At 60.3% G+C, this 16431-nt stretch carries 14 protein-coding genes and 1 pseudogene; 11 read left to right on the top strand and 4 right to left on the bottom strand.

From position 1 onward, the window contains the following. Positions 1–84 precede the first annotated feature (84 nt). From ACSQ83_RS15490 to pqqE, 7 genes and pseudogenes are all read left to right on the top strand, one after another. Positions 85–271: pseudogene (locus ACSQ83_RS15490) on the top strand (MBL fold metallo-hydrolase); the annotation flags it as partial. Between the two features lie 273 nt (positions 272–544). Continuing rightward, positions 545–2509, top strand: coding sequence for a sigma-54-dependent Fis family transcriptional regulator (locus ACSQ83_RS15495; protein ID WP_436228755.1), 1965 nt, complete (start codon positions 545–547; stop codon positions 2507–2509). Between the two features lie 288 nt (positions 2510–2797). Beyond that, positions 2798–2872 carry a pyrroloquinoline quinone precursor peptide PqqA gene (gene pqqA / locus ACSQ83_RS15500; protein WP_436186990.1) on the top strand — a complete coding sequence of 25 codons (75 nt, stop codon included), beginning with the start codon at positions 2798–2800 and terminating at the stop codon, positions 2870–2872. A 65-nt stretch (positions 2873–2937) separates the two neighbouring features. Then, on the top strand, positions 2938–3861 hold the full coding sequence (pqqB, locus tag ACSQ83_RS15505; protein ID WP_436228756.1) for a pyrroloquinoline quinone biosynthesis protein PqqB: 924 nt from the start codon (positions 2938–2940) through the stop codon (positions 3859–3861). A 2-nt stretch (positions 3862–3863) separates the two neighbouring features. Beyond that, positions 3864–4583 carry a pyrroloquinoline-quinone synthase PqqC gene (gene pqqC, locus ACSQ83_RS15510; RefSeq protein WP_436228757.1) on the top strand — a complete coding sequence of 240 codons (720 nt, stop codon included), beginning with the start codon at positions 3864–3866 and terminating at the stop codon, positions 4581–4583. Continuing rightward, positions 4580–4861, top strand: coding sequence for a pyrroloquinoline quinone biosynthesis peptide chaperone PqqD (gene pqqD / locus ACSQ83_RS15515; RefSeq protein ID WP_436228758.1), 282 nt, complete (start codon positions 4580–4582; stop codon positions 4859–4861). The genes pqqC and pqqD overlap by 4 nt, the downstream gene beginning before the upstream one ends. A 1-nt stretch (position 4862) precedes the next feature. Then, complete coding sequence (gene pqqE / locus ACSQ83_RS15520) at positions 4863–5987, top strand: pyrroloquinoline quinone biosynthesis protein PqqE (protein WP_436228759.1); 1125 nt, start codon at positions 4863–4865, stop codon at positions 5985–5987. Positions 5988–6167: 180 nt separating this feature from the next. Here the strand turns inward: pqqE and ACSQ83_RS15525 are convergent, their stop codons facing one another. The 3 genes from ACSQ83_RS15525 to ACSQ83_RS15535 form a co-directional block, all read right to left on the bottom strand. Further along, the gene (locus tag ACSQ83_RS15525; RefSeq protein WP_436228760.1) at positions 6168–6620 is read right to left on the bottom strand and encodes a high-potential iron-sulfur protein; all 453 of its coding nucleotides are present in this window, start codon (positions 6618–6620) and stop codon (positions 6168–6170) included. Beyond that, the gene (locus ACSQ83_RS15530; protein WP_436228761.1) at positions 6601–7836 is read right to left on the bottom strand and encodes a c-type cytochrome; all 1236 of its coding nucleotides are present in this window, start codon (positions 7834–7836) and stop codon (positions 6601–6603) included. Before ACSQ83_RS15530 ends, ACSQ83_RS15525 begins: the two co-directional genes overlap by 20 nt. A gap of 77 nt (positions 7837–7913) precedes the next feature. Further along, the gene (locus ACSQ83_RS15535) at positions 7914–9641 is read right to left on the bottom strand and encodes a methanol/ethanol family PQQ-dependent dehydrogenase (RefSeq protein ID WP_436228762.1); all 1728 of its coding nucleotides are present in this window, start codon (positions 9639–9641) and stop codon (positions 7914–7916) included. A gap of 450 nt (positions 9642–10091) precedes the next feature. On the opposite strand from ACSQ83_RS15535, the gene adh reads away from it, so the two are divergent. Next, positions 10092–11612, top strand: a complete 1521-nt coding sequence (gene adh, locus ACSQ83_RS15540; RefSeq protein WP_436228763.1) for an aldehyde dehydrogenase — start codon at positions 10092–10094, stop codon at positions 11610–11612. A gap of 104 nt (positions 11613–11716) precedes the next feature. Here the strand turns inward: adh and ACSQ83_RS15545 are convergent, their stop codons facing one another. Further along, positions 11717–14011 carry a TonB-dependent receptor family protein gene (locus tag ACSQ83_RS15545; protein WP_436228764.1) on the bottom strand — a complete coding sequence of 765 codons (2295 nt, stop codon included), beginning with the start codon at positions 14009–14011 and terminating at the stop codon, positions 11717–11719. A 314-nt stretch (positions 14012–14325) separates the two neighbouring features. Between ACSQ83_RS15545 and ACSQ83_RS15550 the strand changes: the two genes are divergently transcribed. Genes ACSQ83_RS15550 through ACSQ83_RS15560 form a run of 3 tightly spaced genes read left to right on the top strand, consistent with a single transcriptional unit; the run spans position 14326 to position 16353 of the window. Further along, entirely contained in the window at positions 14326–15192 is an 867-nt protein-coding gene (locus ACSQ83_RS15550) for an energy transducer TonB (RefSeq protein WP_436228765.1), read from the top strand. Between the two features lie 10 nt (positions 15193–15202). Beyond that, the gene (locus ACSQ83_RS15555) at positions 15203–15931 is read left to right on the top strand and encodes a MotA/TolQ/ExbB proton channel family protein (protein ID WP_436228766.1); all 729 of its coding nucleotides are present in this window, start codon (positions 15203–15205) and stop codon (positions 15929–15931) included. Beyond that, a complete protein-coding gene (locus ACSQ83_RS15560; RefSeq protein WP_436228767.1) occupies positions 15928–16353 on the top strand; it encodes an ExbD/TolR family protein in 426 nt (141 codons plus the stop codon). Before ACSQ83_RS15555 ends, ACSQ83_RS15560 begins: the two co-directional genes overlap by 4 nt. Positions 16354–16431: the final 78 nt, after the last annotated feature.

Raw genomic sequence — 16431 nt, forward strand, 5'->3', positions numbered from 1 at the left:
TGTGTATTCCCGCCAAAGACCGGGTCCCTAACGATGCGTGCTTATGAGAGTGCGCGCTGATCGGGTTGTCCGCAGGGGCGCCTCGGGATGCCGACAGGCGCACGTGTGCTGCATCACCTGAAGGCGTTCGCACCCGACCAGCCGCATACGATCGCACTCGTCGGCCACCAAGTCGCTAGCACTCGCCAGCCACGCGCCGAGCATCAAGATTAACGACGAATACGTCCGGGTTCGTGCCTCGGTCAAATCGATTTTCCCGCTGTCGGCACATCGTGTTGGCCTGGTGCACCCGATTACTTTGACAAACGGGGCGACTCGCGCGTGGTCAAGCGGGTAAACGCTTAGGCGCCTACAGCGAGTTGGGATCGATGCATGAGCAATTGACCTGCGTCAATTGAAACGCTCGGTAGTGGGCCAACATGCAATGACAACGAGGGGTCGCCCTATGAAGAGTCCCGCAAATGCGCATTGGCGCAGGACTTGCTTTAAGTTGTGCCTATGATATCCGGCGAGACGACCGGAGCCCAACGAGCAGGAGGAGACAATGCGCGATGATGCCAATCACGCCGCTACGCCATTAGTACAACATGAAGCCGAATGGCTTACGCCATCAATCCAGAAATCACACCAACGCTCTGAGACCTTCGGTTTGAGCGCATTGATGCGGCCAGACTACGATGTACTGCCTGCTGCCGAACTTGTCCTGAAGCTTGAGCAAAGCCGCATATTGTGCGCACACGCCACCCCGGTGATGGAATCGCTCCACGAGCAGATCGTCAACACTCAAAACGTGATCGTATTGACCGATGCCGAGGGACTGATTCTTCATTCGATTGGCGACGATGATTTCCTGCGGAGGGCCGAGAAAGTCGCGTTACGTCCCGGCGCGAACTGGGCGGAAGAGCGGCAAGGAACCAATGCGATCGGCACCGCCATTGCTGAACATTGCCCGACCGTCGTACACGGCGCGCAGCACTACCTGGCCGCAAACCGTTTTCTGACCTGTTCCAGCGTGCCGATCCTCGGTCCGTACGGTGACCTGATCGGCGTGCTGGACGTGACGGGCGATCATCGCAGCTACCACCAGCACACGATGGCACTCGCGAAGATGTCAGCGCAGATGATTGAAAACCATCTGTTCACCAATACCTTTCGCGAGACATTGCAGATTGCCTTTCATGGCCGCGCAGAGTTTCTCGGCACATTGATGGAGGGTATCGCTGCATTTACCTGCGACGGACGTTTTCTGTCCGCGAATCGCAGTGCGCAGTTCCAGCTGGGACTGCCGCTTACGGCCTTGCGCGCTCACACGCTGTCGTCGTTGTTCGGCCTCAGCAGTGCAGAGTTGATCGACCGCTTGCGAGCAAACCGGGATCAGCATCTGTCGCTGAACCTGAACACCGGCGCGGTCGTCTGCGCGAACGTCGAATTTCGGCGCGCCGTGCTTGTCGACGGCGGCTGGTCGCCCAGGCCGACCAGCGAGGCGAGGCCGCAGGCTCTCAGCACACCGAAGGCAACCGCTCCCGCCGGTGCGCTTTCGAGACTTAGCTACCTGGACACTGGCGACCCGCAGGTGGCCAACGTCATCGCCAAGGTGCGCAAGGTGATTGGCAAGGACATTCCTATCCTGATCACCGGCGAGACCGGAACGGGCAAGGAGCTGCTGGCCCAGGCGATACATAACGATTCGCCACGCCGCTCAGGGTCATTCGTGGCGGTAAACTGCGCCTCGATTCCGGAAAGCCTGATCGAATCCGAGTTGTTCGGCTATGAGGAAGGCGCTTTCACCGGCGCGCGGCGCAAAGGCGCTGTCGGCAAGCTGCTGCAGGCCAATGGCGGCACGCTCTTTCTCGACGAAATTGGCGACATGCCTTATCCACTGCAAGTGCGCCTGCTACGGGTGCTGCAAGAACGTCTCGTCAATCCGCTCGGCTCGGCCAAGTCAATCCCGGTCGACATCGCAATCGTCTGCGCGACCCATCGCGATCTTCGCGAGATGATCGCCCAGAACCGCTTTCGTGAAGACCTGTACTACCGTTTGAATGGATTGGTGGTGAAGTTGCCGCCCCTGCGCGAGCGAACAGATCTAGCGTCAGTGATTCAGAAGATGCTTCAGTGCGAGTCACTCGGCGGCGCTAACGGAGTCAGCCTGAGCGTTGATAGTGAAGTGATGACTCTCTTCAAACAATGCGCGTGGCCCGGCAACTTCCGTCAACTCGGCAACCTGCTACGCACCGCCGCAGCCATGGTCGACGCCGACGGTCAAATCCGGCACGAACATCTGCCAGACGACTTCTTCGACGACCTCGACAATGCAGGTACCACGCCGCCGGAGACAATCGACACCGTGGCGCGGCAAAGCGCACGTCTCCAGGACGTTGCCGTCTATGCGATCACCGCTGCCGTTGCCCAGCACCACGGCAATGTGTCGGCCGCCGCGCGCGCGCTCGGCATCTCGCGCAACACCATCTACAGGAAGATGCCGGCGCCGCCCTGCGCCGATGATTGAACGAGAATCCCCTCGCCGGAATCTGCTTCACGTGTGTCATTTTGCAACACCGGTGCGCTGAAATTGAACACCGCGAAGGCCACGTATCGCGGCGAGTTTCCCCGGATCGACGCGACGCGACGCACGCTTGCAGCCCTCCAACTCTTCCTTCGGACCAACGCACCATCCGAGCAGGAAATCAAGCGTTACGAACACCGCTTGCCACGCCCGGCACAGACCTTGCATTGAATGCAGTGACCGCTTCCCAACTGCGGTTTTTCATTCACAAGCGTTTTCAAGGAGACAGCCATGCTTTGGATCACCCCCGCCTATACCGACCTGCGTTTCGGCTTCGAAATCACGATGTACATCGCCAACCGCTGAAGCAACGATAAAGCGCCGCCCGCTGCCGATGATGACGCAGCGTGGGGGCGCCCGGAGCATCGCTTATGAAGATCAAGATTTTGGGCTCCGGGGCAGGCGGTGGGTTGCCGCAATGGAACTGCAATTGCGCTAACTGCACCCACGCTCGCGACGGGACTGGCGACATCACGCCACGCACGCAATCGTCAATTGCAATCAGCGAGGACGGCATCGACTGGATCCTGATCAACGCATCACCCGATTTGCTTGCTCAACTGCGCGCGCATCCCGAGCTGCAACCTGACCGTTCGATTCGCGACACAGGGATAGCGGCGGTGCTGTTGATTGACGCTCAGATCGATCACGTCACCGGTTTGTTGATGCTGCGCGAGCGCTCCACTGCACTGCCGATCTATGCCTGTGCCCCCGTGCTCGCCGATCTGTCGAGCGGCTTGCCACTCATGCCGTTGCTTGAGCACTACTGTGGCGTGGAACAGCATGCCATTACGCTCGATGAACCTTTCGTGATCGCACCGTTGAATGGCATCCGTTTTACAGCAATTCCGATCGATAGCAAGGCCCCACCCTACTCGCCACGGCGCACTGAAGCGGCGCCCGGCGACAACATCGCGCTGCTGATCGAAAACGAAGCCACCGGTGCAAGGGCGTTCTATGCGCCAGGCCTGGCCAGCGCATCTGATGCTGTGCGTCAAGCGATGTGCTCGGCCCAGCTAGTGCTCGTCGACGGTACATTCTGGACTGCTACCGAAATGATCGATCTAGGCCTGTCGACGAAGCACGCCGGCGACATGGGTCATCTTGCCCAATGCGGACATGACGGCCAGCCAGGCATGGTCCAGTTGCTCGACTCGCTTCCCACCGCGACACGCAAGGTGCTGATTCACATCAACAATACCAACCCGATTCTCGATCCGCATTCTGCCGAATATGCCGTGCTACGCATCCGCGGCATCGACGTTGCGTGCGATGGAATGCATTTTCAGGTCTAGCCATGAACGCACCCCTGCACATCGCCATCCCCCAAGCCTCCCCGTGGCCGGCGAGCGAGTTTGAAGAACGCCTGCGCGAACTTGGCGCGCGTTATCACATTCATCATCCGTTCAATATGCGCATGAACAGCGGCCAGTGTTCGCCGCAGCAGATCCGCGGATGGGTCGCGAACCGCTTCTACTATCAGATCAACATTCCGTTGAAGGACGCATCCATCCTCTCGAATTGCCCGGACCGGCACACGCGCAGGCTGTGGATCCAACGTCTGCTCGAACACGACGGTACGGGTGACGATGCTGGCGGGATCGAAGCATGGGTGCGTTTGGCCGATGCGGTCGGCCTCGAGCGCGAGGCCTTGTGGTCGCTTGACTACGTGCTGCCAGGGGTGCGCTTCGCAGTCGATGCATACGTGAACTTCGCTCGGCGTGCGCCGTGGCAGGAAGCCGTGTGTTCATCGCTCACGGAGATGTTTGCGCCGCAGATTCACCGCGACCGCCTGGCCGGGTGGCCTTCGCTCTACCCGTGGATCGATACGGATGGGCTCCAGTATTTCCGCAGCCGCATTCCACTTGCCCAGCGCGACGTCGAGCACGGACTCGACGTCACGCTGAACTACTTCCGCACGCCGGAAGCACAACGGCGTGCGCTCGACATCCTTAACTTCAAGCTCGACATCCTGTGGTCGATGCTCGATGCAATCGAAAAGGCCTACCCGGCATGAGCTCTCTGAACGCCGGCAACGGCGCCCAATCCCTCCCCAGTTTGCGGACCATGTTCCGGCTGCAGTGGGAAGCTACACAGGATGCCTACGTGCTGCTCTATCCGGAAGGCATGGTCAAACTCAATCCGAGCGCAGGCGAAATTCTCGCGCGCTGCGACGGGACACGCGAACTGGACGACATCATCGATGAACTGGAGGATCTGTTCGGCGCATCGAATCTGGCCGCCGATGTCTACCGTTTCATCGATCATGCACGTCAACGTGGCTGGCTCGACTGATATGAATACCGATAGCATCCGTCCTTCCCAGCCTTTGTGGTTGCTCGCCGAGCTGACCTATCGCTGCCCGCTGCATTGTGCGTTCTGTTATAACCCGACCGACTTTGCCCACCAAACCGCCGAACTCGACACGGACACCTGGCGCGATGTCATCACTCAGGCGCGCAAGATGGGTGCCGCACAAATCGGCTTCTCAGGCGGCGAGCCACTGGTGCGCGACGACCTCGAAACGCTGGTGGCCCACGCACGTGGAATCGGCTTCTATACCAACCTGATCACCTCTGGTGTCGGACTGACCGAGACACGGATTGCACGTCTGAAGGAGGCGGGCCTCGACCATATCCAGTTGTCGTTTCAGGACTCTACACGCGAGCTGAACGATTTCGTCTCTAGCACCCGGACCTTCGAGCTGAAGCAACGCGTCGCGCGCCTGATCAAGCAGCGCGGTTACCCCATGGTGTTGAACTGCGTGCTGCATCGCTACAACCTGCCGCACGTCGCGCAAATCATCGACATGGCGCTCGAGATGGAAGCCGACTACCTGGAACTCGCCAACACCCAATATTACGGCTGGGCCATGCTCAATCGCGAGCAGCTGATGCCGACGCGTGAGCAACTGCGTGAAGCCGAGGCGACTGTCAATCAATACCGCGAGCGCCTGGGCAATCGCTGCCGCATTCTGTTCGTGGTGCCTGATTATTTCGAGGAGCGTCCTAAGGCATGCATGAACGGCTGGGGCTCGGTATTTCTCGGCATCGCCCCGGACGGAACCGCACTGCCGTGCCACGCAGCGCGCTCGCTGCCGGGTCTGGAATTGCCCCACGTGCGCGACGCGTCGCTGGCTCACATCTGGTACGAAAGCGACGCTTTCAATGCGTTTCGTGGAGATAGCTGGATGCGTGAGCCATGCAAGACCTGCGACGAACGTTCGGTCGATCATGGCGGCTGTCGCTGCCAGGCGTATCTGCTGACAGGCGATGCTGCGGCAGCCGATCCGGTTTGCTCGAAATCAGCAGATCACGACAAGATCGAACAGGTGGTCATGCTCGCACGACGTCCGGTGCGTGATGAAAATGTGCAACCGCTGATTTTCCGTAGCAAGGAAAACTCACTGCGCATTGGATAGCCATGCAATCGCCGAAGATTTTCTCGGCGTGCGTTCCACGTTCCAATATGCAGCGTGAGTAGCCATCATGCGGAGCAAGGGCATAGCTGAATAGCGTCGCCCATCCCAATCGAATCACCATCGACCGCACAGTCCCCGCCGCCGTCGCGACTGCACGAAAAGCGGGGTTCTGGTCCGCCGTCAGGTGCGTTTGCTGTAGGCGTTGCACCACCCGCTCGCGGCAACATCCTTTGTGCCGAACATCGGACATCCCCCAAATGCGTCTCCCGGCTTCCCACCGAAAAACTGGCAGGTCGCACAATTCTGGCCAGCTTGATACTTCGGGAATCGAGCCCGGTCGACTGTTGCCGCGTCCGCCTTGTAGCCGAGCGCCTGCGCTGCCGGATCATTTTCAGTCAAGTGCGGTTGGGACGCGAGCAACTCCCGATAACAGGTGAGGCCCGCACAAAGACCGGCGGTTCTTGCAAGGAATATTCTGCGTGTTGAACTCATGACTTTTAGTCCTGGAAAAAATGGTACACGTCGCGCGTACGCATTGAGCGACATTGCGCGACAGTATTTCGCGAGCGGCATGTGGCCGCTCGCGATCTCGCCGCTGCAGATAACCGCATGCTCAATGCGACGTACCCGCATTCAGGGGTGTCGTTGAAACTTTCGCGCTGTCTGCAGTCAGCTTGGTCGTTCCCGCGCTGTAGCCGTTCGAGTTCAGCAGGAACGCCATGAGGTCCGCGTAGTCCTCGGGCTTCAGCTTGCCTGGCCGATCCGCCGGCATGTTGCTTGCCATATAGCCAAATACGCCGCCGATGGTAAGGTGGGCGTTGGCCGCTGGCGCAAACGCGGGACCTCGAAGCGCGGGCGCGTTGACCCCTTGCAACTGCGCACCGTGGCACTTGGCACAGGCACCGGCATACACGGTCTTGCCGTGCGCAACCTGGGCACGATTGAAGGTTGGGACGTCGCCACCCACCGCCGCATCGACGCGAATGAAACCACCGCCTCCAGCCAGACCCCGCGCGCCTGTTTGCGCTATGCCAGAGGACCCGCCAACTTGCACCGGACCGTCCATATAGGCAAACTGGTCAGTCACCGGCAGCGCCGCCTGAGCTGTGTCGGGCATCGCCCATTGCCGGGTCAGCGCTGCCAGCCTGCCGTTCGCAGTCATCTTGGCGAGCGCCGCGTCAATTCGTTGCTGCAAGGCTGCATGGCCCGGTCCAAACGCGAAGACGAGTTGCCAGTCCGCATAGGGCGACGTCGTGCCCGCGACGGCGAAATGCCGCTGCGGGTGGGCCAACGAGTAAGCGACCACGGCTGGATACCAGACAATCGCACGCTGTGCATGACCCTTGGCCACCGCGTCGACAGTGAGTTCCGGCGTATTCTCGAGATCGAGCGTCACGTCGTGCTGCTGCACGGCGATCAGTTGCGCCGGACTAGCGTACGTAGCGGCAACAATATCGGTCGCGGCTGCCGGTTTACCCGACAGATCTTTCATGCTTACGCTGACGTACCCGGAACGTAAGTAGCCCTGAGAGAAATGCAACTTGCTACCCGTTCCGTCGGCAACCGACGAGCGTGGAAAACCGGCGATCACATCACAACTATGGCCGAGCGCCCGGCCGAGTTCCTTCAGCGAAATGCCGTCGTCGTCGCTCCCGTTGAACCCGCCTGGAGCGAGCGACGCCGCGATACCCGCGGTCCTGAACGCTTCACGGGTAACTGCCTGATCCAGTGCCGTGGACGGACTGCCCGGAAACGTGCAGACGCGCACGCCAGCCGTCGCGAAGCCCGGCGCGAGCGCACCACAGGTCATCAGCACGCAGAGTGCGAGGGAATTGAGTCGAATTTTCATGATCATGTTTCCGATAGGTGCCCGGATGCCACGGCGTCCGCGCTTGATGCTCCGCACGCCGTGGCAACACTCGGCGATCAGGCGTGATTCAATGCGAACACATACAGCGTGCCGCCCACTGGCACCTTTTCCGCTGCCTTGGCCATCGGGCCGCCCCATATCGGATTGGCGCCGCCGTAGCCGGTCAGGATCGCAACATATTCCTTCCCGTCGACTTCAAACACCGACGGCTGCGCAATGATCCCGCTGCCGAGTTTCGGGCTCTGCCACAACACCTTGCCGGTGGCTTCATCGAACGCATACAAGTGACCGTCGAGCGAGCCGCTGAAAGCTAGGCCGCCCGCCGTCGTCGCGACGCCCCCGTTCCACGGCATCTTGGTCCAGTGACTCCAGACTTTCTTGCCGGTGTTGACGTCGATTGCCTGCAGCTCGCCATAACCCTTGCTACCCGGCTCCGGCTTAATCTCGAACCCCTCGCCAAGATAAGGCAGTCCCTCCATGTAGTTGACCGACTTGCCGGACAGCGACATGCACGCATGCAGGGCTGGGACAAACGCGAGATGCCGTTCCGGATCATACGAAACGGACCACCAGTTCTTGCCGCCAAGGAAACTCGGGCAGGTCTCGATCGTCGTGCCCGCCTTCGGATACTTTGATTCATCCTGGATTGGCGCGCCGTCAGCCGAATACCCGGTGACCGAGCTCGCGGTCACGAACGGCTTGGCATAGATCAACTTGCCCGTAGTACGGTCGATTGCGTGAAAAAAGCCGTTTCGATCCGCATGGATGATTGCATCGTAGTCCTTATCCTCATACTTTATCGTCGCGAGCACCGGCGTATTGACGCCGTCGTAGTCCCAGGTGTCGTGGCGGGTATACTGGTAGTGCCATTTAAGATCGCCGGTTTTCGGATCGAGCGCGAGCAACGAGTCAGAGTACAAATTGTCGCCCGGGCGAAGGTCGGCGAGCCACGGTCCCGGATTGCCCACCCCCCAGTAGAGCGTTTTGGACGCTGCATCATAGGTGCCCGTCAGCCACGCGGGAGCCCCGCCATGGTCCTGCATGCCCTTCGGCCAGGTGTCGGCATTCTTCTCTCCGGCCGCCGGCACCGTAAAACGCTTCCAGAGCACCGAGCCGTCACCGGGACTCAATGCGGCTATGAAACCCCGCGCTCCGTATTCACCACCTGAACTGCCGATCACGAGCGCACCGTCGAGTGCGAGCGGTGCGAGCGAGAACGCATAGCCAAGACCCGGCTCGAACATCTGCTTCTTCCACACCACCGCGCCGGTCTGCGCGTCGAGTGCGACGACATCACCACTCAGCATGGCGACATAGACATTCTTGCCGTACAAGGCGACGCCCCGGTTGACCACGTCGCAGCATGCGGTCTTGAATGACTCCGGGCCCAGGTTCGGTTCGTACTTCCACAATTGCTTGCCGGTCACGGCATCGAACGCGTATACGTTGTCCTTGGGCGTCGTCACGAACATGAACCGGCCATTGATGATCGGTGTCGCTTCAAAGCCCTGCTTCAGGTTCGCAGGAAACTTGTAGCTCCACACCTGCTTGAGCCCGCTGACGTTGGCCGTATCGATCTGTTTGAGCGGCGAATGCGATTGGCCATTGTAGGTGCGATAGTAAGTGAGCCAACCGGGGTCGCTCTGGGCGGCTGTCAAGCGCTCATATGTGACGGCCGGATAATCGGCCGCCGCAGCCACCGCTCCAAATGCCAGACTGATGGCAACCGCGACGCCCGTCGCAAGCGTCGTGGGTCGCGTCGCCCAAGCTAAACGTGTTTTCATCCTTGTCTCCTGTTGAGTTGTCGACGCGGTGCCGTACGGCGGCGCCTTCGCCTGGTGTTTGCAGAGAAACTGCATACCCTTCAAGGCAAATCGCGTGCCATCGCGACCTGCATCGCGATGGACCCTGTGAAGCATCCGTGGGATGCGCGGGGGCACGTTTCCCATGCGCTGCGAACGACGAACACGGCGTTGCATCGAGGTACAGAAAACGCGACATGTGTTGCTAAATGGGACAACGAACATGGCTCACCACGACCCTCCAGACAGCCCCGCGTTTGCGCCAGTGACCCAGTGCGCTGAATGGCTCCGGCATTGAAGGCCTTGAGAAACGCAATGGCATGGTTCTCGCTGTTTGACCCCGCACGATGAAGAGCACCGGCGAAGTAGCGCTGTCCGTGCATCGCAACGCTCTTCGTCGGATCGCTCACACAACTTCTGGAGGAGTGCGGTATGAACCACGCAGACATGCAGTTTCTCGACGTCGAGTTTCCGTTCGCAAAAAAATATGGCAATTTCATTGGGGGCGAATGGGTGCCACCCGTGCGCGGCGAATACTTCGACAACGTCACGCCGATCACAGGCGAACCGTTCACGTCGATCCCACGTTCAACCGCGGAGGACGTCGAACTCGCGCTCGACGCCGCCCACCGTGCCCGCAAGGCGTGGGCCGACACGTCGCCGGCCACCCGCGCCAACATCCTGAATCGCATCGCGGATCGCATGGAGCAGAACCTGTCGCGTATCGCGTTCGCCGAATCGATCGATAACGGCAAGCCGGTCCGCGAAACGCTCGCGGCCGACATCCCGCTTGCGATCGATCATTTTCGCTACTTTGCAGGGTGCGTCCGCGCGCAGGAAGGCACGCTCTCGGAGATCGACAGCGACACCGTGGCGTACCACTTTCACGAGCCGCTTGGCGTGGTCGGTCAGATCATCCCGTGGAACTTTCCGATCCTGATGGCGGTATGGAAAATTGCACCCGCACTGGCCGCGGGAAACTGCATTGTCCTTAAGCCCGCCGAACAGACGCCGGCATCCATCCTCGTGCTGATCGAGTTGATACAAGACCTGTTGCCGCCAGGTGTGCTCAATGTGGTGAACGGGTTCGGTCTCGAAGCGGGCAAGGCGCTCGCAACCAGTAAGCGCATTGCGAAGATCGCCTTCACCGGCGAGACCAGCACTGGCCGTCTGATCATGCAGTACGCAAGCCAGAACATCATCCCGGTCACGCTTGAACTCGGCGGCAAGAGCCCGAATATTTTCTTCGCCGACGTGATGGATCAAGACGACGGCTTCTTCGACAAGGCGCTTGAGGGCTTTGCGATGTTCGCGCTGAATCAGGGCGAAGTGTGTACGTGTCCGTCGCGCGTGCTGATCGATGAGAAGATCTATGACCGCTTCATCGAGCGTGCTCTAAAGCGTGTCGCTGCGATCAAGCAAGGCCATCCGCTCGATCCGAGCACAATGATCGGCGCGCAAGCCTCGCAGGAGCAGCTCGAGAAGATCCTGTCGTATATCGATCTCGGCAAGCAGGAAGGCGCTGAATTGCTGATCGGCGGGGAACGCAACTCGCTGTCCGGCGAGCTCAGCCAAGGCTATTACGTGAAACCGACCGTGTTCCGAGGGCATAACAAGATGCGCATCTTTCAAGAGGAAATCTTTGGTCCGGTCTTGTCGGTAACGACGTTCAAGACCGAAGACGAGGCGCTGGAAATCGCCAACGATTCGCTCTATGGTCTCGGCGCCGGCGTGTGGACTCGCGATGGCGCCCGTGCTTACCGCATGGGGCGCGGCATTCAGGCGGGCCGTGTGTGGACCAACTGCTATCACGCGTATCCGGCGCACGCTGCATTTGGCGGCTACAAGCAATCGGGCATCGGACGCGAAAATCACAAGATGATGCTTGACCATTATCAGCAGACCAAGAACCTGCTGGTCAGTTATAGCCAGAAGCCGTTGGGGTTTTTCTAAGCCGGCAATACCCGGAGCAGCCGCACGGCCGCTCCGGGTCAACCTGAGTTCCGGGTCGTCCTGCGAGAGCCGCGCGGCCGATGTCCGGCCAGTCGCGCACCACCCTACTTCCACGCATAACGCAGTCCGACCCAGACGCCGCGCGGCGCTCCCATACCGAGAAATTGCTCGTTCGTCCCGTCGTTGCCCGAAAACGAGTGCTCAGGCCCATTGAAGAAATTCTCCCCAAGGATCCCGAAGTCCGCATAGCGTTTGTCGAACAGATTGTTCAGGTGCGCAAATATCTGCAACTGCTTGGTGACCTGATAGGTCGTATCAAGATCGACGACGAAGTAACCGGCGATCTGCCCATTCACGTCTTGATTGTTTTCGTCGCCGCGGGCAAAGATGGAACTCCGATACAGCACGTTTGTACCCACATTCCACTTGGACGTCGCCGCATAGTCGAGGCGTAACTTCAGCGTGTTCTGCGGAATGCCTGGAATCCGGTCGCCGGGATTCACCGTCACGTTACCGTGTGCATTGGCGCTCGAGTTGCTGGCGCTTTGCTCCACAAACGAACTCTGATATGTAGCACGCAGATAGGTGTAGCTCGCGGTGACGGCGAGCGGCCCGGTTTGCCCGCGTGCATTGAGTTCGAACCCCTGCCTGCGCGTGGTCCCGACGTTCTGGAAGTAGCCGGTCGAGGACGACGCGCCGTTGCTGCTGACAAACGCGATGTCGTCGTGCAGGTCGGTACGGAAAAACGCACCGCTCCAGTGAAATGCCGAGGTCGGGTTGCCGCGTGCACCTGCTTCGAAGGTACGGGATATGACGGGTTTCAGTGCGGGATCGGCGATAAAATCGTTCGGCAGCGAGCAAGGCGCGGCCGGGTCCGCGCAGGCAAGTTCGATCGCCGTTGGCGTGCGCATGCCCTCGTTGTAACTCGCGTAGGCCGTGAGCCAGGGTACCGGGTTGTACGTGATGCCGAGCGCAGGATTGACGCGTGAAAAACTATGTGAGCCGTTGAGAAGCGGCTGCGTTCCGGTCAGATCCTCGATATTGACGCTCGCGTGGTTGTAGCGGGCCGACGCTGTCAGCGCGACGGTGCGTGTCAGTGAAAGCGTGTCGCTCACAAACAAGCCAAGGTTGCTATTGCGTGTGGACGCATCTGTCTGCAACGTGTAGTTGTCGGTACCGACGGTCTCGCGATCACCGGTGAACTGCGCGTCCTGATAATACTGCGAGAAGCGCGCGTTGGCGAAATCGCCGCTCACGCCCGCCGTCAACTGGTTGTTCATACCGGCAAGCTTGCCGGTGGCGCTCAGTTGCACGGCGAATCCGTAACTGTCCTGAGCGATGACCGAGCGAGTATTGTTCGCTGTCGTCATATCGAACTGGCCTGTTAGCGGGTCGATCGAACCGTAATCGTTGTTCACGTTGCTGCTGGTGTTGTCGTTGTTGTAGTGCCGGTAGTACGCGTTACCAGACAACTGCAGCGCATCGCTGAAATCATGCTTGCCGGTCAGGTTCAGCATGATCGCGCGATTCTGGTTGACGTCGGAATAGGTATACGCCTGTCGCGGATTGTCGAGGAACGAGCGAGGAATGGTCTGTGTTCCTTGCAGGTTGTTGTCAGCGGCAGTCAGGCTCAGCCCGATCGCGGTGTGCGCATCCGTATAGCCCACCTTGCCGAACAACTGCTTCACCCGGCTCGGATTGTGGTCGGCCCAGCCCTGATCTGCTTCATCATTGGCCGTGACAAAATAGTCGAAGTTGCCGTACTGGCCGCCTTGCTGGAATACCACGCTTCGGCGTCCGAATGATCCACCCTCCACTTCGACGCTGCCACCGGGATTGTCCCGACCGCTTTTTGTCGTGATCGCAATTGCCCCGCCGAGCGTGTTAAGGCCAAAGAGTAGATTGGAACCAGGCATCACCTCGATACGCTCGATCGCCGACTGCGCAAGCAAGTCCCAGTTCACCACGTCGCCGAACGGCTCGTTGATCCGTACGCCGTCCTGAAACACTGACAACCCCTGCGGGGTGCCTAGTAACGGCGACGCGGTGAAGCCACGGTAGTTGACGTCCGGCTGATACGGATTGCCCTGACTGGAATTGAGCGTCACACCCGTGACGTTCTGCGCCAGATAGTCGGTGATCGTATTCGGATGTTGCGCTTCGATCTCCCTGGCGCCTACGATCTGCACGGCCGCCGGAATCTCGGTAAGCGGCATGCCCAGACCCGTCAGGGGTGTCGTGCCGACGACGGTCACCACCGGCATGATCTGCGTGGACGGCGAAGCGAGCGGCACGGGTACTGTTTGCGCCACTACGGGCGCGCCTTGCATCATCGCCATTGCACCGGCCATGGCGAGTGCGAGCTGAGTGCGCCCGCACTCAAGATACTGCTTCTTCATCTGTCTCCTCCGGTGCACACATCGGTCTTTACGCCGGCGTGCTATTTGTCCCGTTGCGGGGTAGGTGCATGCTCAAAGCAACATCGATGCCTATCGCCAACGCCTTCGCACTCGATGCCGCACGCCACGCACCGTTGGCGAAAAGCCGATGTCCCTGATGTCCTCAAATGGCACACCAGTGTCACGAACGAGGACAGTCTCCAAACAGATTGCAACAGCTGACGCGTCGCAGTGAGACAGAACACGCACGCTCTCGACCGGCACACATGTTGCGTACTGGTTCACGATCAGCATGAGCGTTGGGAGTCGCAGGGATGAGCACTTGGACATGCAACGGAACGGCCGCGACGCGGCGGCGCATGGCCGCATTGCAATGTGCCATGGGTACCTCGGCGGGCGGCGTCACAATGTGCCGACAGTTACCGCGCGACAGTGGCGTATTCGGCGAAGTGCGGCGAAAACGTCTATGCGTGGTGGTATTGGCCGTGCTGGCGGCGCATGGACTAGTCGTTGTCGAGATGCAGCGCGCCATGATGTCGGACACGGCAATGACGAGGCCGCACGTGCTTGACGTCGAATTCAGTATGCAAGACGTCATACCTCAATCGCCGGGCGTCATGCGGCAGCCTGCAGCACTCTCCCAAGAGAATGCTGCACGACCCACATCGCCGAGGCCGCGAACGTCATTACCCACGCGCAGCCTCAATGATGCGAAGGCGCACCGCAGCGTGTCAGAACCCCGACGCGCCATGCCGAGCGCGGACGTTACGCGTGCGAAGCCGCCTTCACCGACACCTGCACCGGCACCCGCGCAGTCATCGACGGACACGTCGGTTGTGCAGACACCCGGGCCTTCGACAATTGCACCACCCAGCCCCCTGCCGGTCGCCGAACCACTAACCGAACCCGGCTTTGGCGCCGCTTACCTGCGCAACCCCGCGCCGGCCTATCCCGCCGTCGCGCTGCAACGGGGCTGGCAGGGCACCGTACTGCTAAAGGTCCACGTGCTCGCGAACGGCCGGGCGGATCACGTCGCGCTCGCGTCGACGAGCGGACACCCATCGCTCGACGATGCCGCCGCTGAAGCCGTCGCTGATTGGAGTTTTGTACCTGCCCGCCGCGGCACTCAAGCCATCGATGGATGGGTCCAGGTGCCCATCGATTTCAAACTCGGAACCTGAGGCCCTGAACATGTCCGACTTCGCCACGCTGTATATCGTCGACGGTGCGCTTTTCGTGCTTGCCGCGTTCTCTGTGCTCACATGGATTCTGATTCTGCACAAAGCCTATGTGCATTGGCGGCTTGCATCTGAAAACCGGCGCTTCACAGCCTTCTTCTGGAAGGCTGCCGAACGCGATCCGACCGGCGCCCTTGGCGGCCAGTTGCACGCAGCCGGTTCGAAGGCGCGCGTAGCTCGCGCGGGCTTTGCGGCGCTTTCGAGCGCCGCACCCGTCGATGCAGACTCCCGGACGGAGTTCGCGACGTGGGACCGGCAGGAGGTGCTGGAACGCTTCCTCGCGCAGCAGATCCAGCGAGAGCGGCGCGGTCTCGAGCGCGGGCTGACGCTGCTTGCGTCGATCGCCAATGTGGCGCCCTTTGTCGGGTTGTTCGGTACGGTATTCGGCATCATCCATGCGTTGCACGCGCTCGCGGCAGGCACAACGGGCGGCGTCGAGGCGATCGCGGGGCCGGTCGGACAGGCACTCGTCGCCACGGGCGTCGGAATCGCCGTCGCCATACCTGCGGTACTTGCCTACAATCTCTTTCTGCGCCGGTTGCGCGTGACGGTCGCTGACCTGGATGACTACGCCACCGACCTGGTCAATCTGGCTCGATGCAACGGATTCCGGATCAGCTTCGCGGCGGACACACTCGTCAGCACCAGCCTGCCGTCGCATACCGGCGAGGTACGAGCATGATTTCCCGTTCGAGTACGACCGACACCGATGAACCGCTCGCTGAGATCAACGTCACGCCGCTCGTCGACGTGATGCTCGTACTCGTTGTGATCCTTCTGGTCATCGCGCCGTTGCTAACGAGGACGATACGCATCGATCTGCCCAAGGTCACGGCGAGCGCATCCGAATCGCGCACTCACTCGGTGACGGTAAGCCTCGATGCCGATGGAAGGATCTTTTTCGACGGTAGCGAAATCGCCTTGGAGCAACTCGAGCCGGCGCTCAGGCGCCGCGCGTTGCAGGACAAGCGAACCACTGTCAATCTACGTTCTGATAAAAATGAATCGTTCGGCGCGGTCGCGGACGTGCTGGCCAGAATCGGCCATGCGGGGATCGAACATGTGGCTGTGGTGACAGCGCACACCAGCAAGCCCTCTGAATAAATGCCTTTCGACCATCAGGGATAGCATCTCACTTCAGTACCATTGCACGTCGCCAAGATGCGATGGCTTGTCAGCACG

Origin of the sequence: Caballeronia sp. LjRoot29, assembly GCF_964252755.1 — a bacterium.
Classification (GTDB): domain Bacteria; phylum Pseudomonadota; class Gammaproteobacteria; order Burkholderiales; family Burkholderiaceae; genus Caballeronia.